This is a genomic window from Nocardia brasiliensis NBRC 14402 (assembly GCF_000308475.2).
Lineage (GTDB): Bacteria > Actinomycetota > Actinomycetes > Mycobacteriales > Mycobacteriaceae > Nocardia > Nocardia brasiliensis.
The window spans coordinates 1-25,809 of the sequence record NZ_BAFT02000071.1; the positions used below are offsets into that span (position 1 = coordinate 1).

Here is a 25,809-nt window from a genome sequence, read left to right on the forward strand (position 1 = left end):
CGGTGATCAGCTGCGAGGTGGCGGCCACGGCCGTGTCCTGGCCCGCGGGTAGGGCGAGCACCAGCCGGGTCTGCTCGATGATCACGTCGGCGACCCGGCGCATCCCCGCGAACCGCGAGCGCATGAGCGCCTCGCTGCCGTACGCCTGCGCGAAGATGATCTGCGCGCGGCGCGGATCGTCGGTGACCTCGATGATCAACGCGGCGACGCCCGCCCGGATCCGGTCGGCGGGGGTGCCCGCGGTGTCCGCGATCGCAGCCCGGGCCCGTTCGAGGGCGGCCTCCTGGACCTCGAGCAGCAACTCGGCGGCGAGCACGTCCAGGTCGGGAAAGGCCTCGTAGAAGAAGCGCGGGCCGACCTTGGCCTGTTCGCAGACCCCGCGCACGGTCAGCGCCGACAACCCCTGGGTGCCGACGATGTCCAGGGCGGCGTCGATCAACCGCCTGCGTCGATCTTCCCGGCGCTCGGCGGTGGACGTGCCGCGATAGGTGCCGCTGAATGCTCGGGTCACCTCAGGAGCCTCGCACAGCAGAAGTCGGGAAACAAGTGTTTACGGAAACGCATGTTTCCGGTATGGTCGGAGCATCGCAGCGTCGCGAAGGGACGGCCGCAATGAGTCTTCTTGTGCCCCAGAGAATTACCGATGTGTCAGGGGATGTCCGGCACTTGCGGGCGCGGCTCGCCAGGCAGGCGCAAACTCTCGGCGCCCGGGTCGTCGAGCGCTATCCGTCCACGGCGCGGCCGCTCGCGCCACCGCCGGCGGGCAGTGACCTGCGGCCCGTCCTCGGCGACTTCGGCGCGCCGGGCATCGGCTACACCCTGCATGCGCTGAGCGACCCGATCGGGCTGGCGCGCAACCGATTCGACCGTTATGGTCCGGTGAGCTGGATGGGTCTGCTCGGTCGCCGGACGGTCGGTGTGTTCAGTCCCGCCGCGGTCGAGGCGGTGCTGCTCGACCGGGACAAGGTGTTCTCGGCACAGCGCGGCTGGGAATTCGTGATCGGCCCGTTCTTCCACGGCGGTCTGCTGCTGCGGGATTTCGACGAGCATCTGTTCCACCGCCGGATCATGCAGCAGGCGTTCACCAGGCCGCGCCTGGTCGGCTACCTCGAGCTGACGACGCCGCGGATCACCCGGGGGATCGCGCAGTGGCGGCCCGGTGCGCACTTCGCGCTGTACGACGAGGTCAAGAAGATCCTGCTCGCGCAGGCGACCGAGGTCTTCGCCGGCGCCGAACTCGGGCCCGAAAGCGTCATGCTCAGCAGGGCTTTCGAAGACGCGGTGCACGGCGCGACCGCGCTGCTGCGGACCAATGTGCCCGGCGGTGTGTGGTCGCGTGGCCTCCGCGGTCGCCGCATGCTGGCCGACTACTTCCGGCGCGAACTGCCCGCCAAACGCGCGGGTGCGGGCAAGGACCTGTTCAGCGTGCTCTGCACGGCGGAAAGTGAAGAGGGGCATACGTTCTCGGATCGCGAAGTGATCGAGCACATGATCTTCGTAATGATGGCCGCGCACGATACGAGCACGATCGCCGCGACTATGCTGGCCTACGAGCTGGCCCGCCATCCGGACTGGCAGGAGCGGCTGCGGGCCGAGTCCCTGGCGCTCGGCAAACCCACGCTCGACTACGCCGACCTCGACCGCCTGCCCGGGCTCGATCTCGCGTTCAAGGAGGCATTGCGGCTGTATTCGCCGGTGGCGCAGCAGGTTCGGGAAACCACCAGGGACACCGATATCCTGGGGCACTATCTGCCGCGGGGCACGCTCGTCGTCGTCGGCGCCTACCCGATGATGCGCACCGCGGCCTACTGGCACGATCCGGACGCGTTCGATCCCGAACGGTTCGCCGCGGACCGGCGCGAGGACAAATCGCATCGGTTGGCCTGGGCCCCGTTCGGCGGCGGCGCGCACAAGTGCATCGGCCTCTACTTCGGCGGCATGACCGTGAAAGCCGTGCTGCACCAGATGCTGCTGCGCTACCGCTGGTCGCTGCGGCCCGGCTACGAGGTGCCGCTCGTCGCGGGCACCGGCCCGATGCCCGCGGACGGTCTCCCGATCCGGCTGGCACGGCTGTCGTGAGGATCGTCGCCGACCGCGCCCGCTGCGAGGGCCACGGGATGTGTGAAGCCTTGGCCCCCAGCCTGTTCCGCGTGGGCGACGACGGCATCGTCGAACCGCTCGCGGAGCCGGCCACCGAGTCCGACCCGGAACTCGTCCAGTTGGTCGTGGACAGCTGTCCCGTCGAGGCCCTGCGCCGCACCCCCTGACCGCACGCACCCCTGCTGACCTCCCGCACCCGCTCCGGCCCGTGGTAGCGGGTGCGGGAACGCGGGAAGTCAGGCCGGGACCGCGTCGAACGGTGGGTAGTGCTCGGCGCCGGTCTGCTCGGCGGCGGCGATGTACCGGGCGAGCGCATCGCGCGACTGCGCGAGCCCGCGCAGCCGCTCGTCGAGCCGCTGCAGCCGGGACCGCATGGCGGACAACAACTCCGGGCACCCGAGTAGTTCCGGGGCCGGGCCGACGGCGCACGGCAGCAAGTAGGCGATGTCCTCGGAGGACAGGCCTGCCCCGAGCAGGTGCCGGATCTGCTGCACGCGCAGCAGGGCGTCCTCGTCGTACTCGCGGTAACCGTTCGCGCCCCGCGCCGCTGCCAACAAGCCCTGAGCCTCGTAATACCGCAGCTGATGGGCGTTGACGCCCGTCCGACGGCTCAGTTCGCCGATTCGCATCGAAACCTCACTTGACCTTCACACCGATATCAACGTTGAAGATGCTGCCATGAGTACACAACAGACCACGGTGACCGTCCTCGGACTCGGACTGATGGGCCGGGCACTCGCCGCGGCGTTCCTGCGGGCAGGCCATCCGACCACGGTGTGGAATCGCACCACAGATAAAGCCGACCAGTTGGTAGCCGAGGGTGCCCGGCAGGCGCCTACCCTCGCCGACGCGCTCGCGGCGAGCCCGCTGACGATCATCTGCCTCACCGATTACCAGGCCGTGCGCGAACTACTCGACACCCATGATCTCGGCGCGACGACGCTGATCAACCTGACCTCGGGCGACTCCGCGCAGGCCAGAACCGCCGCCGCGTGGGCCGCTGCGCGCGGCGCGCGGTATCTGGACGGGGCCGTCATGGCGATCCCGTCGACCATCGGCACCGCCGAAGCGGTCATCCTGCACAGCGGACCGCAGGCGGACTTCGATTCGCACCGGCCGACCCTCGACGCGCTCGGCACCGTGACCTACCTCGGTGCGGACCACGGACTGGCGTCCCTGTACGACGTGGCGGGACTGGCGATGATGTGGAGCGTGCTGAACGCGTGGCTGCACGGCACCGCGATGCTCCGCACGGCGGGTGTCGACGCCGCGGCGTACGCGCCGTTCGCGCAACAGATCGCGTCCGGCGTCGCGAGTTGGCTGCCGGGCTATGCCGAGCAGATCGATCGGGGCGCCTTCCCAGCGCAGGTATCCGCGTTGGAGACCGATGTGCGGGCGATGGCACACCTGCTCGAGGAGAGCGCGGCGGTCGGCGTCAATACCGAACTGCCCGAACTGATCAAGGCGATGGCGGACCGGGCGATCGCGGCCGGGCACGGCGCCGAGCAATATCCCGTGCTGATCGAGGAATTCGCCAAAGCCGCGAGTGCGCCGCCGCGGTGATCATCGGGTAGCGGCGCGAAAGTGACTGCGGGAGATCAAGAGTTTGGAACCTCGGCGGCGAGGCATTACCTGTCCGATACGACAGGCTCGGCAAGGAGGTTCAAGTGTCGTCTGGAGTGTTGATCACAGTGATCGTTCTGGTCGTCCTCGCTGCGGTGGTCATCGCCTTACTGGTGTGGCCGATGGTGCGCAGGCAACGGCTGCGCAGCCGATTCGGACCGGAATACGACCGGACGGTCCAGGAACACGACGATCGCCGCGCCGCGGAACGTGAACTGGCCGAACGCGAACGCCGCCATGCCGAGCTCGAACTGCGCACGCTGTCCGACGAGCAGAAGCAGCTGTACACGGCCCGCTGGGTCGAGGTGCAGGAGCAGTTCATCGACGATCCGGCGGCGGCCCTGCTCGCCGCCGATCGCCTGCTGACCACCGTGATGGCCGAACGTGGTTATCCCACCGAGAATTTCGATCAGCAGGTGGCCGATCTGTCGGTGGAGCACGCGGAACCGCTCGGGCACTACCGGGCCGCGCACGAGATCGCGACCCGGCCCAGCGGGACCGCGGTGTCCACCGAGGACCGGCGCACCGCGATCGTGCACTACCGGGATCTGTTCCAGGACTTGCTGAACGGCGCGTCCGACAACAAGAAGACCGCACCCGTCGAGACGGCCGAACGGGACACGACCGCCGCCGAGCAGCAGGCGCAGCACGAGACGACCGAGCAGACCCAGCACGACAAGAAGGCACTGTCATGAGCACCGAATACGACCGCACCGTGCAGCCCGAGCGAGCCACCGCAGCGGACTCGCCGAAAGAACACGAGAATCGGTGGGCCACGGCGGAATCCGAAGCGCACGCGGACGAGCGGGCAGCGGCGGCCGCCGAGTACGGCACCGAAACGGAACAGACGTTGACCGCGTCGAGCACGGTGGGCTCGCCACAGCGTGCCGACGTGTTCGGTGAAAGCGATTCCGGCGGGCACGTATCCGCCGCGGACCAGCACGACGAGGCGCTGACCGAAGACGATGTGGACCCGCACGCCACCGCGGCGAGCACCACGGATTCGGAGCAGGACGCGGCCACCGAAGCACGCCTCGACGAGCCCGCTGCGGATCCCGGGACCACCGCCGACACCGAGATCGGGCATCCCGGGTCGACCGCGAATACCACTGAGGGGCAGCGAACTTCGCTCGACGGCGTCGGCGCCGCGCTGTTCGGGGAGGCCGATCTCGATCGGCTGCGTACCCAGTGGCGCGAGGTACAGGGCGCGTTCGTCGACAGTCCGCGCGACGCGGTCACGCAGGCGGACAAGATCGTCAGCGACGTCATCTACCAGCTGACCACCGCGTACGCCGAACGTAAGCGCCTGCTCGAGGAGCACAGCTCGGGTTTACAGGACGCCGACACCGAGGAACTGCGGCAGGCCTTGCGCGGCTACCGCGGGTTCTTCCGGCGGTTGCTGACCATCGAATCGTAGACACCGAACGACGGAATCGTTGCCCATGAAGTTGCCCGGATTGCCGACCGATCGGATCGACCGACTCGCCGATTGGGTCGCCCACCAGGTGAAGTCGCGGGTCCCGGCGGCCGACCCGGCCGACCGTGATCCCGAATTCATCATCGACACCGTGGGTCCCGCGTGGCTGTTCGCCCGGATGTACTTCCGGGCGGAGGTCCGCGGCCTCGATCACATCCCGGACGAGGGCCCGGTCCTGTTGGTCGGCAATCATTCCGGGGGCAACGTTTCCCCGGAGGTGCTCGTCACCACGCTGGCGTTCGTGCGCCGGTTCGGGCCGCATCGGCCGTTCTTTCAACTCGCGCACGACATGGTGATGGCCTATCCGGTGATCGGCACGCTGCTGCGGCGCTTCGGCACGGTGGGCGCGGATCCGGAACGCGCGCGCCAGGTGCTCCGGGACGGCGCGGCGGTGCTGGTGTATCCCGGCGGCGACTGGGAGGTGCATCGACCGACCTGGGAGGAAGACCAAATCGATTTCGCGGGCCGCACGGGCTTTCTCCGATTGGCCTGGGACGCACACGTTCCCATCGTCCCTTTTGTCAATGCCGGTGCGCAGCAGACCGCCCTGATGCTCAGCCGCGGGGACCGGCTGGCGCGGCTGCTGCGGCTGGATCAGATGTTGCGCCTCAAGGTGTTTCCGATTTCGCTGGCGCTGCCCTGGGGCCTCAACATCGGCGATCTCGCCGGGCACATCCCGCTGCCGAGCAAGGTGACGATCGAATTCCTCCCGCCCATCGATCTGCGCTCCGAGCACGGGCCCGAACTGGATCTCGACGCCGCCTACGACCATGTCACCGGCGTCATGCAGGACGCGTTGACGCGACTGTGCGCCGAGCGCGGCTTGCCGATCCTGGGCTAACCGGTGCCCGGCAGCGGCTGCGCGACGAACATATAGCTCTTCTCCTCGACCCGGCGCGCGATGCGCCAGTGCCCGTCGACGCGGACGAAAGTGTCCAGGTACCACAGCCCGCACAGCATGAGGCTCGACGGACCGCCCCCGCCGGACATCATCATCGGGTTGTGGCACATGGTGCGGCCGGTGGCCGTGTCACCCTCGACGGTGATCGAGGAATTGCTGATGAGGTGCTGGAACGCAGGAAAGTTGGGCAGCATGGCGGCGAGGAATTGCTTCGTCGCCGCCACGTCGCCCGCGGGACCGCCCATCGCGGCGTAGTCGATGTGCGCGTCACCGGTGAAGATGTCGTCCAGCAGGTCCCACTGCCCGGTGTCGACCGCGTGCGAATACCGGACCATCAGGTCCTGGATCTCCATGCGATCGGAAATCTCTTGCAGGGACAGCATGCTCGCCTCCGAATTACGCCGAACGGTTCGGCGCAATGGCACCAGGGTTGTGCGCGGGATGCAAGACCCGGCCGCGAGCGGGGGAGTTGGGTGTCAGGCCTTGTGCGGCAAGATGTTCAGTACGAGTACGAGTCCGGCCGCGATGCTGAGGCAGGCGAGGACCGTGGTGACAGCAGACTGCGTAAGAGTGGCAATGCCGATCGAAAAGGCAAGGCACGTAGCGAATGCCAAAACCGCGGTCCCCGACTCCAGGCCGGCGATGCGGCTGGGTCGGTTATCCGTCGATGTCATGTATCTGTGATTACCCAACGCCGCCCGTTACGAAACCGTGACTTCGAAATCGATGGCGTATCCGCCGGTCAGGGTCAGATCGGACGGCCGTCGCGCAGCCGGGTCACGGCGGTCACGATGGCAGCGGACTGGACGGCGACCAGGTGCGGAATCGGCACGGGCAGTCCGGGCGCGTTGGTCTCGATATCGGCGCACCACTTGTCGAAGATCGGCGCGAAGCGGAGGCGTTCGGCGACCACGTCTTCCGGCCCGGTGCCCGCGTACGACTCGAGCAGCCGGAGCAACATGCCGCCGGCCCGCAGCCGGGCTACCCCCGCCCACACATACTTCTCGATGAAGATCTCGCCGACGGTGGCTTGCCGCGTATCCGTGGCCGAACGTTTGGCGATCGCGTTTCCGCGCAGGGCCCGGACCGTGTCGGTCAAAGCCCGCTGGAAAGGGCTGCTGTTGTCCAGGTGCGCCCCGAGGCGACCGAGTATCCCGCTCACCAGGTCGGCGATTTCCTCGTAGTCGGTCGCGGTGGCGTGCAGGACATCGGCGACCCGGTTGCCGCTCGGCGTCTCGTCGGCGACCCTCGGGTCCACCCACAGCGGCAGTTCGCACACCAGGATGGCGGTGCCGTGGGACGCGGCGTAGTCGCGGATGCCGCCGCCGTACATCATCGCCAGCGGTTCGATGCCGTCGCCGGCCAGCGCCTCGGCGATCCGTTGGAACGACGGCAGTTCGAAGATCCCGGGCTGCCAGGTCGTCGCGCCGGGAACGTCGGGCTCGCCGGTGTAGATCGGCACGCCGGCGGCTGCGAGCTGTCCGGTCAACCCGGACCAGTACTCGGGGTCACCGCCGGTGGTGTAGAAGAATCCGCCGCCGAAATCGGCGTTGTGCAACGACACGATCAGCGCGGGCCGGGTTCGATCGATCAGATCCATCAGCGCTTTCGTCTCGGGCAGCGGCACGCCCACCGCGATGCCGCGCCAGCTGGTCGGGAAGCACCACTCCGGTTGCTCGGCGGCCGGTGGCCGATAGAAGCCGTGTGCGACAGTGGTTCTCGTGCGCGGCCCGGCGAACCAGGCCTCGTTGAGCCGGGTGCCGTCCGGGTCCAGGCACAGCACGAAATGCCAAGTCGCGCCGAGGGTTCGGTCGTCTTCGTGGGTGAGCCTGCCCAGCAGGTGCCGGATGGTCGCCATGCCGATCGGCTCGTTCGGATGCGGGTTACCGACCACCACCACCTGCCGGGGCCCGGCGCCGACTCGCACGCACCTGATCGGGTGCCCGCCGCGCGACCCGCCGATTTCGGTGACGGTGACCCGATCGGGTAACGCGCGGGCCAGCGCGTCGACGAAGTGGTCCAATTCCTCGACCGTAGGGAACGAATCGGTCGGTGCCACCGCACCGACGAGCCTGCCTACTTCGTCCGCCGCCACTTCGTCTGTGTCCATAGTCAATAGTGGGATCGATGCCGACGTGAACGGGTCGGTTCGTCCGCAGCAAAGGCGATTCCATCGCGCCGCGCCCAGCGCCGCGCCCAGTGGCTACCGCAGCGCGCCGAACGACGGCGGCGTGTCGGCGTCCGTGGCGCCGAACCGCGGCGCGGGTCGCGGACCCATGCTGAAGTCGAGGCGTCCGCCGGACAGCGCGAACGACTCGGGCAGCCACGCCCGCGTCGTTTCCGCGCCGTCGACCCGCAATGACTGGATGTAGCGGTCGGCATCGGAGGTTCCGGGCGCGACGATGGTGAATTCGGCGCCGGTCGAACGGCGCACCACCGCGGACTCGAACGCGGGCCCGTGCACGAAAAGCTCGGCGCGGCCCGGGATCACGGGGTAGAGCCCGAGCGCGGCCCAGACGTACCAGGCCGACATCGTGCCCAGGTCGTCGTTGCCCGCCAGGCCGTCGGCCTCCGGGCCGAAGAGTTCGGTGCGGGCCCGGTGCACCACGTCCTGGGTGCGGTGCGGCCGCCCGGCCCAGGCGTACAGCCACGGGGTCTGCAACGACGGTTCGTTGCCGAGGTAGGCGTGCGGCGCGTGCGGGCCCGCGTTGAGTTCGGTGAAGAACTCGTCGAGCCGGGCGGCGGCGCGGTCCCGGCCGCCCATCTTGGCGAAGAGCGCACCCACATCGTGCAGAACCATCCAATGGTATTGTGCCCCATTGCCTTCCACGTACCCCCCGGTGGCCGCCGGATCGAACAGGAGCCCGAAGAAGCCGAGCGCGGAACGCGGTTGCAGCCAGCCGGTGAACGGATTGAACAGATGCTCCCACCCGCCGGCACGGCGCAGGAAGGTGTCGTGCTGCTCGATTTCGCCCAGTCGCGCGGCCAGTTGGGCGATGCCGAAATCGGCGATGTTGTATTCCAGGGTGTCCGACACCTGATCCGGTACCCAGCCGAGCCGCAGATACTGGTCGTTGCCGGGGCGCTCGGTATAACCGGACAGCTCGCCGACGCGCTCGGCGCCGGCGATCATCGACGCCAGTGCGGCCGCGGCCGCGAAATCCCGTGCGCCGAAAGCGTAGGCGCTGGCGAGGATCGAATGGTACGGGTCGCCGTTCATCACACCGGTGACGGTGTTCTGATGCGACCACCGGTCCCACACGTCCCCGAGCGCGTGCGCGTTGTCGTACATGGACTGCGCGATATCCGAGGCGACGTCGGGTGCGAGCCAGGCGAGCAGTTGTGCCGCACTGCGATAGATGTCCCACCCGGAGAAGGTGGCGTAGTGATGATGGCCGGGGCGCACCTGATGGACACGACCGTCGAACCCGGTGTAGTTACCGTCGACATCGTCGAAAATGTACGGCTGCAAGAACACGTGGTAGAGCGCGGAATAGAAGGTACGCAACCGATCTGGCGCACCGCCCGTCACCGCGATCTGGTCCAGTCTGCGCTGCCAGGCTGCGTGCGCCTCCGCCCGCACGGTGTCGAAATCCTTGGCGCCGATCTCGGCGGCGAGATTACGCCGGGCGCCCTCGACGCTGACATAGGAGATGGCGGTGCGCATCTGCACCGGCCGGTCGGAGTCGAATTGCAGGAACAGTCCGCTGCCCTGGCCGTTGGCGGCGATCTCGCCGGACCGGGTGCGGCGCGTCTGCGCCTTACCCGTGACGGAGTGGTTGCCGGGCTCCAGGACATCGTCGCGCCACGTGCCCGACGCCGTGATCGGACGATCGAAGGTGGCGTGGAAGTGCACCCGGTACCGGCTCTTCGCGCCGCAGAACCCGCCGGTGTGCGCCCAGCCGGATACCGCATTGCCGTCGAGGGTGATCTCGGCGTCCTCGACGCCGTTGACCGAGCCGGTGACGTCGAGCAGCACCGTGCCGGGGCGACCGGTGGGGAAGGTGAACCGGGCGACGCCGCCGCGGGTGGCGGTGGTCAGCTCGGTCCGCACGCCGGAATCGGTGGTCACGCCGTAGTAGCCCGGGTCGGCCCGCTCGTTCGCGTGGTCGAAGGTCTGCAAATAGCCCACGCCGTCGACGGCCGGCGACCGGCCGATCGAGCCGCTGATCGGCAGTACCGGAAAGTCTTGCGCGCCAGTGCATCCCGGCCCGGAGATATGCGTCATCGAGAACCCGTACAGCCGGTTGTCCTCGTACTTGTACCCGCCGCCCGCGGTGCGCACGGTGTCCGGGCTCCACTGCATCATCCCGAAGGGGGCCACCGCGCCGGGAAAGGTCATGCCCGCGCCGCCGCCGTGCCCGAAATCGGGCCCACCGTCCTGGGTGCCGACGAACGGATTCACGTACCGGCTGGTATCGACCGCGGTTTCGGCGTGCGCCGCAGCGGGGACGAACGGAAGCAACAGCGGGACAACGAGGCAGGCCAGACGGCGACGCGACATGCATGCTCCCTCGACGAGCCTCCGACAACGTTGCCCAGTGCCTGCTCATCGTGGCATCGCGTGGTCCGCGCTAACCCGCCGACACGCCGCTGATCAGCGCTTTTGTCGAGACCGGCCCCGTCGGTGGCGACGGGGGCGGTCGCCTCGACGTGCAGGTCTACTTGTCGGCGATGAACTTTCCGCCGACCGCGTAGCCGTCGGCCGGGTACTCCTCGATCCAGACGTGCACCGACTCGGCCGGCGACTTGTAGGCGTCGACGAACGCGTCGGTGATCCGGCGCACCAGCTCGCGCTTGGCCTCGTCGGTCTTGGGCAGCTGCTGGACGACGACATTCGGCATGGTGGAATCCCTTTCTCGGTGTGCCCCGCGCGGTTTCGGGCGGGCCTACCGACCAATCTGCTGCACCCGCGCGGCCGGTCCAAGCAGCAGTCCGCGCACGCTGCGATCACCGATCGCGATCGTCGAATTCGCAGGCGGCCAGCAGGATCGGCAACGCGGGCGGCGCTTGCGTGGCCCGCACCACGAGTGCCGTCTCCAGCGAAAGTCCTGGCGCGGCAAGGGAACTGAACACCACCCTGGTGCTGCGCAGCTGGCGCGCGTGTGCGGCGTACACGACGGTCCAGCTGCTGTCGGAGCCGATCATCGCCAGGGTGTCCGGTAGCGCGGCGCTGACCGGACCCGGCACCGGCTCGAATCCGGCGTCGTGACAGGCGCCGACGACGAGATCGACCAGCGGGGGATTGAGCCGGCGCTCGGTGATCCGCAGCGGGTAGGGCGCGAGGTCGGCCAGCGCGAGTTCCGGTGCCGCGGCGAGCGGATGCCGGGCCGAGATCGCGACCAGCAACGGGTCGTCCCACACCGGGATGCGACGCAAGCCGGGATGCTCGAACGGACCGCGGACGAACGCGGCGTCGAGGCGGCCGTCGAGCACCTGCTCGACCCGGACGCGGGTGGACGCGGACACCGGCTCGACCCGCACCTGCGGCACCAGCCGTGCCACGATGCGATCGAAGTGGTCGCCCAGCCCGGTGCCGGTGCCGAGCCGCAGCGTGGCGCCCGCGACGAACCCGGTGATCGAGGCCTGCGCGCGAGCGGCCGCCGCCAGCGCGTCCCGGGCGCCGGGCAGGAAGTGCACGCCCGCCTCGGTCAGCACCACCCGCCGCGGCGACCGATCGAACAGTTCGACGCCGAGCTCGCGTTCGAGCCGGCGCACCTGCTGACTGACCGCCGACTGGACGATGTGCAGCCGTTCGGCGGCCCGCCCGAAGTGCAATTCCTCCGCGACAGTGACGAAATACCGGAGTTGACGCAGTTCCACCGGCTCGACCCTACGGCCGGCCGGGGTTTCGACATCCGTCAGCCGGTTATGCCCCACCCAGACCTGATCTCGGCTGGGTGACGCGCGGCTCGGATCGCGACGGGCACCAACGGCGGGAGGCACGGATCATGGGCACAGGCGAGTCGCTGGCATTGGCCTCCGCGGTGTTCTTCGGCATCACGCACTTCCTGAGCGCGCTGCTCGCCCGGCACGCCGACGCGACGACGGTGGCGCTGTACGCGCAACTAGGCGGTTGCGCCGTGATCGTGGCGGCTGCCCCGCTGGTGGCGGCGCCGAATATCAGCGCGGCGGCGCTGGCCTGGGGTGCGCTGTCGGGTGTCGGCACCGGGATCGGCGTCACCTTCCTGTACCGCGGCGTCAGCACGGGACGCTTGAGCGTGGTGGTGCCGCTCAGTGACGTCGGTGCGCTGTTGCTCCCGGTGTTGGTCGGCGTGCTGCTGCTGCGGGAACGTCCGTCGGTGCTGAGCTGGCTCGGCATCGCGGCCGCCGTCCCGGCGCTGTGGTTCGTCTCCCGGTCCGCCGAGGACGACGACGGCGACCTCGGCACGGGCAGCGTGGCCGGGCTGATCGCGGGGGCCGGTTTCGCGCTGCAATTCATCGCGTTGGCCCGGGTCGGTTCGGATGCGGGGCTGTGGCCGCTGGTCGCCAGCCGGTTCGCGTCGGTGCTCGCGATCGTGCCGCTCGCGATCGGCGCGCGCGCCCCGCTGCGGATGCGGCCGCCGCTGCTGCTCGGCACGCTGGGCACCGGCGCGCTCGGCACACTGGCGATCGCCCTCTACACCTGGGCCACCTGGCAGCAACTGCTCGCCATCGCCGTCGTACTCGCCGCCCTGTACCCCGTCATTCCGGTAGTACTCGGCCTCACGGTATTGCGCGAACGCCTCACCCGCACCCAGGTTTTCGGGCTGGTGCTGGCCATGGGCGCGATCGCCGGGATCGCACTGGCCTGACCGACCGGCCACCGATCGACGGACTAGCCAAGTTTGCTTAGTGGGCCAGCTGCGGCTACGCTCGACTTGCTAGCCAAGTTTGGCTAGTAATCGAGTCTTGCCGCGAAGGATGTGCCGAGATGGCCGGAGAGATCACCACGCCGCTGTTGCCCTGCGTGGACATCGACGAGATGGGCGAGTTCTATCGGATGCTCGGGTTCGAGCAGACCTACCGTCAGACCCGGCCCAATCCCGCCATAGGGATGCAGCGCGAGGACATCGGGTTGCAGTTCTTCGGGATGCCCGGCTTCGTGCCCGCCGACTCCTATGGGTCGTGCGTGGTGCAGGTGCCCGATATCGGCGCACTGTTCGACTCGTTCGCGGCCGGAATGCGGGCGAAGCACGGCAAACTGCTGGTGGCCGGGACGCCGCGGATGACCCGTCCCCGGCGGCGCAAGAACACCGGAAATCTCACCGGTTTCCTCGTGGTCGATCCCGGTGGAAACTGGATCCGCTTCTTCCCGATGCGCGCCACCGATGCGGCGGGCCCGACGTCGAGACTCCGCAAGGCGATCGATGACGCTGTGGTGCAGGCGGATTCGCGCGGCGAGGACGCTCAGGCGGCGAAGATCCTCGATGCGACGTTGCGGCGCACCGAAGGCAGCGCGACGACGGTCGATCTGGTCGATGCGCTCGCCTATCGTGCCGAACTCGCTGTGCGCCAGGATGATCCGGCCTGTGCCGAGGCCCTGCTCACACGGATCGCAGCCATCCCGCTGACCGGCGAGGACCGTGCCGCGCTGGCCGACGCCATGGCCGGGGTCGCGGAGCTGCGCCGTATTCTGGCCGCGTGGCGAGCCGATCAGTGACACGCTCCCGGTGCGAAAGGTAGGACCGATGTCGGCAGTTCGGCTCTTGGTGCTCGGCGCGGTGCGGCGGCGCGGACGCGCGCACGGCTATCAGGTCCGGGCCGATCTGGAATCGTGGGGCGCCCACGAATGGGCGGGGGTCAAATCCGGGTCGGTCTATCACGCGCTCAAGGCGATGACGGCCGAACACCTGCTGATCGCGCACGAAACCACCGCGAGCACCACCGGCGGTCCGCCGCGCATCGAATACGAGACCACCGACGCAGGGCAGCAGGCTTATCTCGGCCTGCTGCGCGCGGCGCTCGCCCAGCGTGATCCGCGGCTGGACGTGCTCGCCGCCGCGGTCGGGCTGATCGACGATCTGCCGCGCGCGGAAGCCATCGAGCTGCTCCGGCAGCGCGCCGAGCAGATGGCACGGTGGCGCGCGAGCATCACCGAACATCTCTCGCCCGGTACCGATCTCGATACCTGGGGCCCGGTCGGCGAGGTGCTCGGCCTGTGGCTGCACACGGCGGACAGCCGTGCCGAATGGACGCAGCGCCTGATCGATCGCTTGGCCGCAGGCGCCTTCGAGATGGCCGACGACCGCTGAGCAGGCACGGCGAAACCGATCTGCGGGACCCGGGCGCGCGCTGGTAGAACTGGAGCGTGGTCAGTCAGCCGGTTCGCAGCGCCGCCGAGTGGACGGCGGGGGATGTCGCCGGGGTGCTGGCGCAGGCTTGCCCGGCGGCTCGGGTGACCTCGATCCGACCGGGTCCGCCCAGCTACAGCAACTGTCTCTGGCTGGCCGAGACCGTCGACGGCCGGTTGCTCGTGCGCATTCCCGGGCGAAGCACCGATCCCGAATATGTCCGCGCCACGGTGACGGCGACCCGGCTGGCGAGCGAGGCCGGCGTGCCGACCGTGCGCTATCACGAATTCGTTCCGCACACCCCGCTCGGCCTGCCGGTGACCATTCAGGAATACCTGCCCGGCGAGAGCGGGACCGCCGCGCTGCGCGCGGACCGGGCGGATCTGCGCCTGCTGGCGAGCACACTCGGCGACTGGCTGGGCACCCTGCACGGCGTTCGGCGCGAAACCTTCGGCGCGGTCACCGGTTCGGCGCAGCGGACGACCTGGGCGTCGGCTGCCACCGATCAGGTCGAGGCCGCACTGCGCGCGGTTCCCGAAGCGGCGCTGCCCGCCGCCCCCGCGACGATCGCGTCGGCCTTCGCTCAGGCGATCGCCGAACTCGGCCCCGGCGAGCCCGCCTCGCTGGTGCACGGTGATCTGTACCTGGACAACATGCTGGTCGACAACGGTGCACCCGCGGCACTGCTCGACTTCGAACACGCGCACTACTACGACAGATTCGCCGATTTCGGCAAGCTCAGCGAGCTGCTGTTCGAATGGTGGCCGGGTGCGGAAGAACCGTTCCTGGAGTCGTACCGCGACCATTTCCCGGCGGACCCGGCCGACGAGGTGCGGCTGCGGCTGGGCGTCGGCCTGTACGCGTTGAACCAGACCGCGTATTTCGCGCGCTGGCAACCGGAACTCGTGGGGGAGTATCGGGCGCGGCTCGGTAAGTGGCTGGTCGCCGGGTAGTCAACTCGCCCGGGGATGGATGGGGCGGACGCCGGCGAGGGCGCGCAGGGCGTCGGCCCGGGAGATGGGCTGGTCGTCGGCGAGCGCGGCGAGTTCCACGGCGAGCCAGTCCCGGATGAGTTCGCTCATGGTGACGCCGCGGCGGCGCGCCTCGGCCTTGAGGGATTGATCCATATCGAGCGGAATGCGCAGCGAGCGCACCACCATGATGTCCTCGCCGGGCGCGAGCGGCCGCGGCACGTCGGCCTCGTGCACGGGTCGGTCGTCGAACACGAGGCTGTCCATCAGTTCGTCCACCCCCTGCGGGGTGGCCGGGAAGTTGTTGTCGCCCATCACTGGTTCTCCTGTTCCCATTTTTCGAACTCGGTTACCTGCTCCGGGCTCATCGGGCGAGCGGCGACGATCTGCCATTGCCAGGACTCGGCCTGCCGCAAACCGACGATCAGCGGCCGGCCTGCCGCGGTACGGCCCCAGATGGTGAGCAGCTGGATGCCTTCGACGCCGCGACCACGGCGGGGCCATCGTCGTTGTCTGGTCAGCACCTGCATCACCTCGTCCGGCGTGATCCCGATGAGCATGTCCAGTGCCCAGTCAGGCCACTCGAAACCCACAGACAACATAATACGCGCGTAGTACGCCGAAAGGGAGCGAGCTACCCGGGACGACGAGCGTGGCGAAATTCAGGGCCGGATCGCGGTCACCAGGCGTACCAGCGCGGGCAGTACCGGTGCGTCCGAGGTGGGCGCGCCGATGTCCCGGCCCACCGCGGCCAGGTAGTCCGGCAGGGTGCGACCCGCCGTGTGCCAACCGTGCGCGCCGAACCACTGCGCCGCGTCACTGCGCTGTTCGTTGTAGATCAGGTGCACCCAGTCGGCGCCGCCGTTCAACGGAAGTTCCGGTTGCTCAGCGAGTGCGGCGCGGGTCGGTTCGGGTACGACGTCCAGTTCCTCGATGGCGACCCGGCTGCCGGGAGCGCTGATCAGGGTGATGTGCTCGAAAAGCTGATCCACCGCGACGGCGGGCAGATAGGGCAGCAGCCCCTCGACCAGCCACGCGGTCGGGGCGGTCACGTCGAAACCCTTCGCGCGCAACGCCTTCGGCCAGTCCTCGCGCAGATCGACCGGCACCTCGCGACGTTCGGCGCGCGGCTCGTCGCCGTGGGCGGCCAAGGTCTGCTGTTTGAACGCCAGCACGCTGGGTTGATCCAGTTCGTAGACGACGGTGCCGTCGGGCCAGGGCAGCCGATAGGCGCGCGCGTCGAGGCCGGCGGCCAGGATGACGACCTGCCGGACCCCGGCCGCGGACGCCGCGGCGCAGTAGTCGTCGAAATACTTGGTCCTGGCTTCCAGGAAGGTCTGGAAGACCTCGCCGAATCCGGGCGCGAGCAGCGGCTGGTCCGGAGCTTTGCCGTCGAGCAGGTCCGCCCATTCCGCGCCGGCGGCGCGGAGGAAGATCTCGGCGAACGGATCGACCGCCAACGGGTCGGGTCGCCGACCGGCGAGTGCGCGGGCCGCGGCGACGAACAACGCGGTGGACCCGACGCTGGTGGTGATGTCCCAGGTATCTCCCTCGGTACGCACGATCGCCAAGGTACCTCCCGAATGGAAATAGTGCACTAACCGGTCTGTTATCCGCCGGGGCGGCGGAAATCCACCTGCGTCGGGCGCGCGGGCACTGGTAGAACTTGTCGCGTGGTTTACGTCGAGATCCCGCTGACCGAGGACATCAGAGCGGCCGTCGCGGCCGAATGGGGGCACAAAGGCGACGGCGTACGGCTTTTCGGCGGCGAGGAGTCCGCGGCCTACCGGGTGGGCGACGTGGTCGTCCGGATCGGCCCGCAGGACCGCGATCCGGCGCAGCTCGAATGGTGCAACGGCATCGCCGCCGCGGCGGCCCGTCAGGTTCCGGAGGCGGTCGCGCCGCTGGCGCGTGCCGACGGTTCGACCGTGTACGTGGTCGCGGGTCGTCCGATCACGGTGTGGCCCTTCATCGAAGGCGAGTGGGCGAGTAGCGAAGATCCGGTGCAGCGCGAGGAGGCGGCCGTGCTGCTGGCACGGGTGCACCGCGCGCTGGCCGAGCACCGGCCGCCGCCGCGGCCGACCCGATCGTTCCTGGAGATCGGACTGGACGGTGCACCGTCGGCGGAACTGCCGGACCCCGACCTGGACCGCTGGCTCGCCGACTTCACCCGCGCCGCGCGCCCGCAGCCGCTGCACGGGGACTACTACGAGGGCAATCTGCTCGCGCGCGCCGGTCACGTCACCGCGGTGCTCGACTGGGACGAAGCGCTCGTCGCCCCGCCCGAGGTCGAACTGGCCTCCGCCGCATTGGAATTCGGTGACGAGTACGGCCGCGACCTGTCCGGCGTCCGGGCGTTCGTCGAGACCTATCACGCGGCGGGCGGCACCGCGGTCCCCTTCGACGAGGTGGCCCTGGCACAGCTGATGCGGCACCGCTTACGCAGAGAGGCAGTCTATTTCGACCTCGCGGTCGCCCGCGGCGTCGAGCATGACGCGGACGACCTCGAGTACCACCGAGAGCGGGTGGCCGCCTTCCATCGACTCCGCCCCTGAGCGTTCAGCGCGGCCGGTGCGCGGAACTGGGGACGTCGGGCCGGGTCTGCCACGGGTGCGGCCCGTCGAGCGGCCGATACTCCACCCCGAGGGCGTCGAGGCGAGGGAGATGGTGCTCGCGGAGCCGGGTCAGGAACTCGGCGAGGTCGCGATCGGCTGGGCTCCAAGCGGTTTCGGCGATCGCGCAGAGCCGCGGGAAGGCCGCGTAGTCGACCCGCCGCACGGTGTCGAGGTGCTCGCTCCAGATCTGGGCTTGCAGGCCGATGACGCCGGGCCCGGTGTAGGCGGGCTCGTAGCTGTACATGTCTTCGAGCGTGCGCAGGTAGCCGACCGGGATGGGTTCGTCCGGGTGATCGGACTGCCGATGATCGAGGTAGACCTGATCTTCCGGGCACAGCACGACCTCGTGGCCCGCCTTGGCGGCCCGCTCGGCCGCGGCCTCGTCACGCCAGGCCCCGATCACCATCGGCGGCAGCTCGCCGGCGTCGAGGACCTCGTCCCAGCCGAGCGCCCGCCGCCCCTGGGTCGTCAGATAGGCGGCCAGGTCGGCGACGAAACGACCGTGCGCCGGGGTCGCACCGGGCACCTCGTCACCACCGAGGCCGATGACCGGTGCGGGGAAAAGGGTGAGCACGTGGTCGAAGACGCGGCGGAAGAACGCCATGGTGTCCGGTGTCGGATCGAGCAGCGGGGTGCTGACGCCCCACGAAGTCCATACCTCCCACTGCTTTTCGGGATCGGGACCGAGTTCGGGATAGGCGGCGAGCAGCGCCCGCGCATGACCGGGCACGTCGATTTCCGGTATCACGGTGATCGCGCGTTCCGCGGCGTAGGCCACGATCTCCCGGAGGTCGTCGTCGGTGTAGTAGCCGCCGTGCGGGCGTCCGTCCCGTTCCGGGCCGTCGTGCCTGCCGACCATCGATCCGCTTCGCCACGAAGCGACCTCGGTCAATCGCGGATAGCCCGGCACCGCGAATCGCCAGCCCTGGTCGTCGGTCAGGTGCAGGTGCAGGACGTTGAGTTTGTGCGCGGCCAGCAGGTCGAGGAACCGCAGCACCTCGGCCTTGGTCCGGAAGTTCCGGGCGACGTCGAGCAGGCAACCGCGCCAAGCGAAGCGCGGATAGTCTTCGACGACACCACACGGCACCGACAGCTCCCGTCCGCCGATCGGGGCGGCCCGCAACGCTTCCGGACCGGCGAGCTGGCGCAGCGTCTGCTCTCCGTAGACCCGGCCCGCGTGATCCGCGGCAGTGAGCGTGATGCCGTCCGGGGTGATCTCCAGTCGGTAGCCCTCGGCCGGAAGACCTGTGCCGCTGCGGATATCGGCCGTGGCGGGCCATGGACAGGTGCCGGGCATCGGGGTCGCCGAGACCGGGCGGGGGAGCAGGGTGTCGAAACCGGGCATGTCAGCCTTTCACCGCTCCGCCCAGGCCCGAGACCAGCTTGCGCTGCACCAGGATGAACAGGACGAGAGCCGGAATTGTCATCAGGGTGGAGGCGGCCATCACCGCGCCCCAGTCGGTGTCCTCGGGCTTGAAGAAGACCAGGATCGCCTGCGGCAGTGTCTGATTCTCGGTTTTGGAGATGATGAACGTTTTCGCGAACAGGAAGTCGTTCCACGCGTGGATGAACGACAGCACGCTCACCGAGACGAGACCGGGCGCGACGAGCGGCAGCAGGATCTGCCAGGCGAACCGGATCCGGCTCGCCCCATCGAGTTTGGCGGCCTCCTCCAGCTCGTCCGGTATCGCGGCGACGAAACCGCGCAGCAGCCAGATCGCCAGCGGCAGGCTGAACACCAGGTCCACCAGCATGATCGAGCCGAGTTCGTTGAGCCCGAGCGCGGGCACCGTGCCGCCGATCTCGCGCATCAGGAAGAACAGCGGGATCGTCAGCGCCTCGACCGGAACCATCTGCGCGACCAGGATCATCACCAGCAGCACAGTGCGGCCGCGGAAGCGGAACCGGGTCAGTGCCACCGCGGACAGAAACGACAGCAGCAGCGAGAACAGCACCACCACAACGGCAATCAGCAAGCTGTTCAGGAAGAAGCGGCCGAACCCGTTCATCGAGAGCACCCGGCTGAAACTGTCCAGGCTCGGCGCGAGGGTCCACGGCTTGGGATCGGCCGATTGGATCTCACCCGGCGGCTTGATCGCCGAGAGCACCATCCAGTACAGCGGGAAGGCGACCAGGCCCGCGATCACCACCGTGACAGCCTCGGCGATCAGGCGGCCCGGTTTGCGCGGGGTGCGGCGCACCGTTGTCGTCACACCCACTTCGTGCTCCTGCGCTGGGACCGGACATAGAGGCCGGTGATCGACAACAGCAACAGCGTCATCAGGACTCCGATCGCGGAGCCGAGCCCGTATTCCTGCCCGGCGAAAGCTTTTTGGTAGGCGTAGACGTTGAGCACCAGGTTCCGCCCGGCCACGCCGCCGCCATTGGTCATCACGTAGATCTGGGTGAACACCTTGAAGTCCCAGATGATCGACTGCACCGTCGCGATCAGCAGCAGCGGGCGCAGCATCGGCAGGATCACCGAGCGGGCCGAGCGCCACGCGGACGCGCCGTCCAGCGCCGCGGCCTCGAGCACCTCTTCCGGGATGGCCTTGATGCCCGCGTACATCGTCACCATGACGAACGGGAACGAGCACCAGATCACCTCGGCGGCAACCACACCGAACGCGCTGAGGGTGCCGAAGGTCCACGAGTGGCCCTCCATCGAGCGCAACCCGAGGCCGGACAGCGCCTCGTTCACCACACCGAAGTCGGTGTCGAACAGGAAAAGCCAGACATAGGAGCCCGCCATGGCCGGGGTCGCCCACGCGCCGAGCGCCGCGAGGAACAGCAGCATCCGCGGCAGCGGCCGGACCCGGGTGGCGAGCACCGCCAGCGCCGTGCCGACCACCAGCCCGCCGATCACGCAGACTCCGCCGAACACGAAGGTGTTGGCGAGCACGATCCAGAACTGACTGTCGGCGAGCAGTTCTCGATAGTTGCCGAGGCCGACGAACTCCAGCGGCGCGGCGCCCGTCGCCTGCGCCTGCCCGTAGTCGTAGAACGAAATGAGCACGATCTGATAGATCGGGTACACCAGCACGGCGGCGAGCAGGAGGCCCGCGGGCGCGAGATAGAGCCAGGCGGCGATCGTGTCCCGGCGCAGCCTGCGTGGTTTCGGCGCGATGCGCGGCGCCGGTGCGGTAGTCGGTAGTTCTCGAATAGCCATGTGTGCCTACCTGAATGCCTTGTTCATCACGGCGGCGGCCGCATTGAGTGCCGCTCCCGGGGCCTTGCTGCCCGTGGCGATCTGCTGCACCGCGGTCGGCAGCACGTTCTGGCTGTCGATCTTGGACCAGGCCGGGGTGCTCGGCACGAACTTCGTTCCGGCACCGAGCGACTCGACGAACGGGGCGAGGAACGGGTCGTTCGCGGCGAGCTGCCGCTGCACGCCGGCCAGGGTCGGCAGGTTGCCCATCGCGCGGTACATCTTTTCCTGATACCGTGCCCCGCCCAGCAATTCGATGAAATCGCGGGCGAGGCCGCGGTGCTTGCTCGCCCGGAACACGCCCAGCAGATTGCCGCCAGCGAACGCCGGTGCGACCGAACCGCTTTGGACGCCGGGCAGCGGAACCACCGCGTACTTGCCCTTGGCCGCGCCCTGTTCGACCGCCTTGCGGTTGAAGTCGCCGCCGACCGTCATCGCGGCCTTGCCGCCCGCGAACGCCTGGACGCTCTGCGTCCCGGTGAAGTCGACGCACTGGGCGGGCGGGCAGATGTCGTCGCGGATGAGCTCCGCGTAGCGGGTGACGCCTTCCTCGGCCCGATCGGAGTTGATCGTCGAATTCCACATCGTGCCGTCGTACTCGGCGATCTCGCCGCCGTGTGCCCAGAGGAACGGCAGCATCGCGAAGGTGTACTTGCCGCCCACCGAAATCCCGTACAGCTCAGGCTTGGCCGCGCGAATGCGCCTCGCGGTCTCGGTGAGTTCGGCCAGCGTGCCAGGCGGTCGCAGGCCGAGTTCGGCGAAGATGTCAGTGCGGTAGTACAGCGCCCGGATGCCCGTGTACCAGGGCAGGCCGTAGACCTTGCCGCCCGATTTCGCGGTGTCCAGCACCGAGGGCACCAGGTCCTTGCCCTCCGGCCAGGCCGCGAGATCGGCGGTGAGATCCGCGAACGCGCCGCTCACCGCGTAGCCCGCGAGGTCGGTGTTGCCGAACTCGGCGACGTCGGGCGCGCTGGCCGGATCGTTGAAGGCGCCGGCGAACTTCTCCGCTCGGGCCGCGACCGGTACCCACTGCACGTCGACGCGCACATCGGGCCTGGTCGCGGTGAACTCGGCGATCGCCTCGTCGATCACGGCTTCCTTCGGCGCGCGCGTCGCCTCGTCGAAGAGCCACACGCGCACGGTCCCGGTCTGCTCGTCGCCGCCGATCCCGGCCGGATCGGACTGTACCGGTGCGCAACCCGCGAGCAGCAGGACCGCGGCCGCACCGATGAGTGCTCGTTGTACTTGCCCGCCAACGGGTTTGGGCCGGAGCCTACGGTGCACCATCGATTTCCTTCGGAGAGCCACTTCGTTGTGTTGCAATATATGCAACGCATATTGCGTTGTGTGCCACAATGTTTAGCACCAACGTGGGTCACATTCAAGGGGTTGATGTGACCCAGATCGCACGCGCCGACTGCGGTCGCGACAGGGTCTTGGCGGGGTGTGCGGGATCAGCGGAGTTGTCGCCCGGACTTCGCGTCGATTCGCGCGACTATGGCGGTTTCATTGTTTGCCGCCTGCGATTCATGCACTCCGGTGCGGTGCGGACTTCGCGAAACCGGGGATGGTTCGCGTGTTTCTCGGTGATAACGGAGGGTGGCATCTATCCGCGCGGTGGCGATTGGTGGAATGGTGCGAGATCCAGGTATTTGCTGCCGAATCGCTACGCCCGCCATTGTGGTAACAGTTCGGTAACGGTGCGATATATGGTCGCCTGGCCAGGTCTAATGTTCCACCCTAGCTCTTGCTATGGTGCCAGTGCCGTGAGTATCCGGCCGCTCGAACATACGCTCGGAATTAGGTTGTCACCGACTCTGACCGGGAAAGTGAAGCGAGATGGCTCAGGAATTGCTCGTCGCTATCGGTGCCGCGACCATTGCCGTATCGATATTCGTCGTCGGCGATATGTTGCGGCCGAACACGTGGCGGCATGTCAGCGACGAATCCGCGAGCACGCTCGCGCTCGACCTGGCCAAGACGTTCTTCACCGCGGTCGTCGCGTTCGTCTTCGTGACGTGCTGGCAGCAGAATCAGAACGCCTATGCCCACACCATCACCGAGTCGAAGGGGCTCGTCGACACCTACTGGGCGGCGAAGGCCATGCCGGAGCCGGAGCAGCGCAGGCTCGAGGCCCAGTTGCGCGCCTACACCGATCAGGTCATCGGTCAGGAATGGCCGATGATGGAGAACGAGAACCGGCTGAGTCCGGCCACCGGCGAGACGCTCAACGCGCTGCGGGCCGATGTGGTGTCGCTGCATTCGGCCGATCCGGCCGTGACCGAGGCCAGGTCCCGCGCGCTCGCCGGCATCGATCGGGTCACCCAGGCCAGGCATGACCGAGCGATCGACGCGGAACGCCGCATTCCCGAATTCCTTTACATCACACTACTTCTCGGTGCCATCATGGTGATGCTGAATCCGGTGCTGTCCGGCATGCAGGTCACCTGGCGCAGCATCGCGATGACCGCGCTGCTCGGGTTGGTGATCGGCGGCGTCCTGCTCGCCATCCACGACCTGGAGCGGCCGTTCGCGGGGGCGATCAGGATTCCGCAGGATGCCTTCACCTACGTCCAATCCCACTACGAGGGCACCGTACGCGGGCCCGAGCAGCAATGAGCGGTGCGCCGCCGGATCGCCCGTCCCGGGGTGGGCGTTTCGTTGGAATGCCAGGTGTTGCAAAGGCTTTCGTCATAGTGAGCGCACTTCTGTCGATGGCGGTGCTGTGCACGGGGCCAGCTGTTGCCGAGGATGTGGTGCCGGTCCTCGGCGAGGTAGCTACGGGTAGTGCTGCGGGGGTCGCGCAAGGATCGGTCACGACGAGCGGCGCGGCCCCGCCACATGGTGTGAGCCCGGACTCAGGGACGGCCGGGACCCGCAGCGCGGACCCGCAGTTCGGCGAGACCGGCAGCGCGGACCCGCAGTTCGCCGCAACCGGAAGTGCCGCAACCGGAATCGAGCTGGCGCTCGAGCCGCCGAGGCCGCCTTCCGTCGGTCGGCCACTCGATCTCGAGGCGGTGGCCGAGGCCGGGGACGAGATCGGGGTCGACCCGGCGGAACTGGCGACTCCCGTTCTGCTGGGCCTGGAGGCGGGCAGCGCCGCGCCGTGCGCGGGGAGCTCGACGGTGAGCAGCGGCGCGACCGTGCTCGGGTTGGCGACAGGCTCCGCGCTGATCGGGCCGGGCATGATCGGACCGGGTTCCAGCGGTTCCGCGATCGGTAGCGCCGTCGTGGGTTCGAGTGTGACCGGTCTCGGCAGTGCCGCGCTCGGCTCGAGCGGCTCGGCGCTCGGCGGCAGCGTGGTCGGTGGCCTGCTCAGCGGTAGTGCGGCGACGAGTTGTCTGCTCGCGATCCCGGCCGGCTCGCCACCCATCCCGGCGTTCCCGCCGTTGCTCATCCCGCTGTCGCTGGTACCGGGCGTTCCTGGGGTGCCTGCCCCGGTTCCGGTGGCCGCGCCGGTGGCGGTACCGGCCCCGCCACCGGCGACCCCGGTCGCCGCGCTTCCGTACAGTCCGGTCGAGATCATCCCCGATCCGTTCGGCTGGGACACCCTCGAGCTGGTCACCTTCCTTGTGGTGATCGTGCTGGTGTCGTCCGCCTCGTCGGCGGCTGCCACGCGCAAGCGCAAACCCTGAACCTACGGTGGCGTAACGTAGCCGTCCCGGACGTCGATAGTCCGCTTGTGCGCGCCTACCTCCGACCCCTGCTCGGTGGGTGTGCGGCCTTTCTGCTCGTATTCGTCGCGTTGTTCGTCGTGCGGTGGGATGACCAGCAGATGGAGCCGCTGCCCCCGGTCTCCACGCCGCTGACCGCCGTCGTCGGTCAGTTGCCGGCGAGCACGGTCCCCACGACCACGCCGGCTCGGCACTAGGTGCACGTCAGATGTATGAGGCGGGTTCCAGCGTGGTCATCTGGCTGTGGTGGCGTCTCGAGCGGCTTGGGAAAGAGAGGGCGGTTGGGGAGCGGACCGGTTGGTCTGGACCAAGCGACAGATAGGTGGGGGGTCACAGGGGTTTCCTACGGTTCACAGGGGTTGTAGCTGCTGTGAAGGGTATGGAAGGTCTGTGACCCCGCGACGCGCCCAGCGAAACACGCCGAGCCACAACGTCACCCACCCGAAACCGCTGACACCTCGTCAAGGAACTCTCGAAAACAGCACCACAGCCAGGCGACTACGCCGGAACCCCACCTTTACGCACCTGGCCTGCGCCTAAAGCCGGGAACCTCACCCGACGTGCTCGGCGCTATCCCGGTAACTCCCGCGGCAGGCACACCAATCCGGGCAAGTAACACTTGGCAGCCAGCCGACAACCCCGAACGCAAGCAAACCAAGCGACAGTTAGCCCCGTGTCGACACGCGAAAGCCACACACCTGCAACACTTCTCAAGATTCACACCCCTTCCGGACGCCCAGAAAAGGTGCAAATCCCGAGAAGCGGTGCAGCTGCTGATGGCCCGCCTCACTAGAACCTAGCTCACCGGCTCATCTCGAAATCTGTTGCGAGGACTGCGGATTGCCTCGCTCGCCGACGCTTGCGGTACCAGAACGTCCATGCCGCGAGGATGGCCGGCAGTGTCAGCGGGTGCGCTGGACATGCATAAGAGGTCCGATCTGCGCGCGTATCGGGCCGTGGAAGCACG

The 25,809-nt window shown here is 68.5% G+C and carries 28 protein-coding genes; 14 read left to right on the forward strand and 14 right to left on the reverse strand.

Annotated elements, in window-relative coordinates:
* On the reverse strand, positions 1 to 511 hold a 511-nt coding region (locus TY25_RS26175; protein WP_042260345.1), incomplete at its 3' end, for a TetR/AcrR family transcriptional regulator.
* A 134-nt stretch (positions 512 to 645) separates the two neighbouring features.
* Here TY25_RS26175 and TY25_RS26180 point away from each other — a divergent pair.
* Together TY25_RS26180 and TY25_RS26185 are read left to right on the forward strand one after the other, a co-directional pair.
* Entirely contained in the window at positions 646 to 2,079 is a 1,434-nt protein-coding gene (locus tag TY25_RS26180; RefSeq protein ID WP_081869112.1) for a cytochrome P450, read from the forward strand.
* Entirely contained in the window at positions 2,076 to 2,267 is a 192-nt protein-coding gene (locus TY25_RS26185; RefSeq protein WP_081869113.1) for a ferredoxin, read from the forward strand. Before TY25_RS26180 ends, TY25_RS26185 begins: the two co-directional genes overlap by 4 nt.
* A 69-nt stretch (positions 2,268 to 2,336) precedes the next feature.
* Here the strand turns inward: TY25_RS26185 and TY25_RS26190 are convergent, their stop codons facing one another.
* Positions 2,337 to 2,729, reverse strand: a complete 393-nt coding sequence (locus tag TY25_RS26190) for a MerR family transcriptional regulator (RefSeq protein ID WP_042260269.1) — start codon at positions 2,727 to 2,729, stop codon at positions 2,337 to 2,339.
* A 49-nt stretch (positions 2,730 to 2,778) separates the two neighbouring features.
* On the opposite strand from TY25_RS26190, the gene TY25_RS26195 reads away from it, so the two are divergent.
* From TY25_RS26195 to TY25_RS26210, 4 genes are all read left to right on the forward strand, one after another.
* On the forward strand, positions 2,779 to 3,663 hold the full coding sequence (locus tag TY25_RS26195; protein ID WP_042260272.1) for an NAD(P)-dependent oxidoreductase: 885 nt from the start codon (positions 2,779 to 2,781) through the stop codon (positions 3,661 to 3,663).
* A 104-nt stretch (positions 3,664 to 3,767) separates the two neighbouring features.
* On the forward strand, positions 3,768 to 4,418 hold the full coding sequence (locus TY25_RS26200) for a hypothetical protein (protein WP_226887301.1): 651 nt from the start codon (positions 3,768 to 3,770) through the stop codon (positions 4,416 to 4,418).
* A complete protein-coding gene (locus TY25_RS41905) occupies positions 4,415 to 5,140 on the forward strand; it encodes a hypothetical protein (protein WP_052383197.1) in 726 nt (241 codons plus the stop codon). The genes TY25_RS26200 and TY25_RS41905 overlap by 4 nt, the downstream gene beginning before the upstream one ends.
* A gap of 25 nt (positions 5,141 to 5,165) precedes the next feature.
* Positions 5,166 to 6,041, forward strand: a complete 876-nt coding sequence (locus tag TY25_RS26210; RefSeq protein WP_042260273.1) for a lysophospholipid acyltransferase family protein — start codon at positions 5,166 to 5,168, stop codon at positions 6,039 to 6,041.
* Here TY25_RS26210 and TY25_RS26215 read toward each other — a convergent pair.
* From TY25_RS26215 to TY25_RS26240, 5 genes are all read right to left on the reverse strand, one after another.
* Positions 6,038 to 6,484 carry a nuclear transport factor 2 family protein gene (locus TY25_RS26215; RefSeq protein WP_042260275.1) on the reverse strand — a complete coding sequence of 149 codons (447 nt, stop codon included), beginning with the start codon at positions 6,482 to 6,484 and terminating at the stop codon, positions 6,038 to 6,040. The genes TY25_RS26210 and TY25_RS26215 overlap by 4 nt on opposite strands.
* Positions 6,485 to 6,849: 365 nt before the next feature.
* The gene (locus tag TY25_RS40765; RefSeq protein WP_052383198.1) at positions 6,850 to 8,211 is read right to left on the reverse strand and encodes a M14 family zinc carboxypeptidase; all 1,362 of its coding nucleotides are present in this window, start codon (positions 8,209 to 8,211) and stop codon (positions 6,850 to 6,852) included.
* Between the two features lie 93 nt (positions 8,212 to 8,304).
* On the reverse strand, positions 8,305 to 10,605 hold the full coding sequence (locus TY25_RS26230; RefSeq protein WP_042260277.1) for a GH92 family glycosyl hydrolase: 2,301 nt from the start codon (positions 10,603 to 10,605) through the stop codon (positions 8,305 to 8,307).
* A gap of 157 nt (positions 10,606 to 10,762) precedes the next feature.
* A complete protein-coding gene (locus TY25_RS26235; RefSeq protein WP_042260280.1) occupies positions 10,763 to 10,945 on the reverse strand; it encodes a tautomerase family protein in 183 nt (60 codons plus the stop codon).
* A gap of 106 nt (positions 10,946 to 11,051) precedes the next feature.
* Positions 11,052 to 11,924: a LysR family transcriptional regulator gene (locus TY25_RS26240; protein ID WP_042260282.1), complete on the reverse strand. Its 873-nt coding sequence runs from the start codon at positions 11,922 to 11,924 to the stop codon at positions 11,052 to 11,054.
* 128 nt (positions 11,925 to 12,052) lie between these two features.
* Between TY25_RS26240 and TY25_RS26245 the strand changes: the two genes are divergently transcribed.
* The 4 genes from TY25_RS26245 to TY25_RS26260 all read left to right on the forward strand — a co-directional run bounded on the left by TY25_RS26245 (position 12,053) and on the right by TY25_RS26260 (position 15,327).
* On the forward strand, positions 12,053 to 12,895 hold the full coding sequence (locus TY25_RS26245) for an EamA family transporter (RefSeq protein ID WP_042260284.1): 843 nt from the start codon (positions 12,053 to 12,055) through the stop codon (positions 12,893 to 12,895).
* A gap of 119 nt (positions 12,896 to 13,014) precedes the next feature.
* Positions 13,015 to 13,743, forward strand: a complete 729-nt coding sequence (locus TY25_RS26250) for a DUF8817 family protein (RefSeq protein WP_042260286.1) — start codon at positions 13,015 to 13,017, stop codon at positions 13,741 to 13,743.
* 28 nt (positions 13,744 to 13,771) lie between these two features.
* A complete protein-coding gene (locus TY25_RS26255) occupies positions 13,772 to 14,335 on the forward strand; it encodes a PadR family transcriptional regulator (protein WP_042260288.1) in 564 nt (187 codons plus the stop codon).
* Between the two features lie 56 nt (positions 14,336 to 14,391).
* Positions 14,392 to 15,327, forward strand: a complete 936-nt coding sequence (locus TY25_RS26260; protein ID WP_081869114.1) for a phosphotransferase family protein — start codon at positions 14,392 to 14,394, stop codon at positions 15,325 to 15,327.
* Here the strand turns inward: TY25_RS26260 and TY25_RS40770 are convergent, their stop codons facing one another.
* The 3 genes from TY25_RS40770 to TY25_RS26275 all read right to left on the reverse strand — a co-directional run bounded on the left by TY25_RS40770 (position 15,328) and on the right by TY25_RS26275 (position 16,907).
* On the reverse strand, positions 15,328 to 15,660 hold the full coding sequence (locus tag TY25_RS40770) for a ribbon-helix-helix protein, CopG family (RefSeq protein ID WP_052383199.1): 333 nt from the start codon (positions 15,658 to 15,660) through the stop codon (positions 15,328 to 15,330).
* Complete coding sequence (locus TY25_RS26270) at positions 15,660 to 15,938, reverse strand: hypothetical protein (RefSeq protein WP_014985908.1); 279 nt, start codon at positions 15,936 to 15,938, stop codon at positions 15,660 to 15,662. Before TY25_RS26270 ends, TY25_RS40770 begins: the two co-directional genes overlap by 1 nt.
* A 69-nt stretch (positions 15,939 to 16,007) precedes the next feature.
* A complete protein-coding gene (locus tag TY25_RS26275) occupies positions 16,008 to 16,907 on the reverse strand; it encodes an SAM-dependent methyltransferase (RefSeq protein WP_042260356.1) in 900 nt (299 codons plus the stop codon).
* Positions 16,908 to 17,018: 111 nt separating this feature from the next.
* Between TY25_RS26275 and TY25_RS26280 the strand changes: the two genes are divergently transcribed.
* Positions 17,019 to 17,900 carry a phosphotransferase enzyme family protein gene (locus tag TY25_RS26280; RefSeq protein ID WP_042260292.1) on the forward strand — a complete coding sequence of 294 codons (882 nt, stop codon included), beginning with the start codon at positions 17,019 to 17,021 and terminating at the stop codon, positions 17,898 to 17,900.
* 4 nt (positions 17,901 to 17,904) lie between these two features.
* Here the strand turns inward: TY25_RS26280 and TY25_RS26285 are convergent, their stop codons facing one another.
* Genes TY25_RS26285 through TY25_RS26300 form a run of 4 tightly spaced genes read right to left on the reverse strand, consistent with a single transcriptional unit; the run spans position 17,905 to position 22,524 of the window.
* Positions 17,905 to 19,305: a beta-N-acetylhexosaminidase gene (locus TY25_RS26285; RefSeq protein WP_042260294.1), complete on the reverse strand. Its 1,401-nt coding sequence runs from the start codon at positions 19,303 to 19,305 to the stop codon at positions 17,905 to 17,907.
* Position 19,306: 1 nt separating this feature from the next.
* Complete coding sequence (locus TY25_RS26290; protein WP_029901015.1) at positions 19,307 to 20,179, reverse strand: carbohydrate ABC transporter permease; 873 nt, start codon at positions 20,177 to 20,179, stop codon at positions 19,307 to 19,309.
* Positions 20,170 to 21,129: a carbohydrate ABC transporter permease gene (locus tag TY25_RS26295; protein ID WP_042260296.1), complete on the reverse strand. Its 960-nt coding sequence runs from the start codon at positions 21,127 to 21,129 to the stop codon at positions 20,170 to 20,172. The genes TY25_RS26290 and TY25_RS26295 overlap by 10 nt, the downstream gene beginning before the upstream one ends.
* 6 nt (positions 21,130 to 21,135) lie before the next feature.
* A complete protein-coding gene (locus tag TY25_RS26300; RefSeq protein ID WP_226887302.1) occupies positions 21,136 to 22,524 on the reverse strand; it encodes an extracellular solute-binding protein in 1,389 nt (462 codons plus the stop codon).
* Positions 22,525 to 23,007: 483 nt separating this feature from the next.
* Here TY25_RS26300 and TY25_RS26305 point away from each other — a divergent pair, with 483 nt between their 5' ends.
* The 3 genes from TY25_RS26305 to TY25_RS26315 all read left to right on the forward strand — a co-directional run bounded on the left by TY25_RS26305 (position 23,008) and on the right by TY25_RS26315 (position 25,039).
* On the forward strand, positions 23,008 to 23,787 hold the full coding sequence (locus TY25_RS26305; RefSeq protein WP_042260303.1) for a bestrophin-like domain: 780 nt from the start codon (positions 23,008 to 23,010) through the stop codon (positions 23,785 to 23,787).
* Positions 23,788 to 23,864: 77 nt separating this feature from the next.
* On the forward strand, positions 23,865 to 24,803 hold the full coding sequence (locus TY25_RS26310; protein ID WP_146153942.1) for a hypothetical protein: 939 nt from the start codon (positions 23,865 to 23,867) through the stop codon (positions 24,801 to 24,803).
* 47 nt (positions 24,804 to 24,850) lie between these two features.
* Complete coding sequence (locus tag TY25_RS26315) at positions 24,851 to 25,039, forward strand: hypothetical protein (RefSeq protein WP_042260310.1); 189 nt, start codon at positions 24,851 to 24,853, stop codon at positions 25,037 to 25,039.
* Positions 25,040 to 25,809 lie beyond the last annotated feature (770 nt).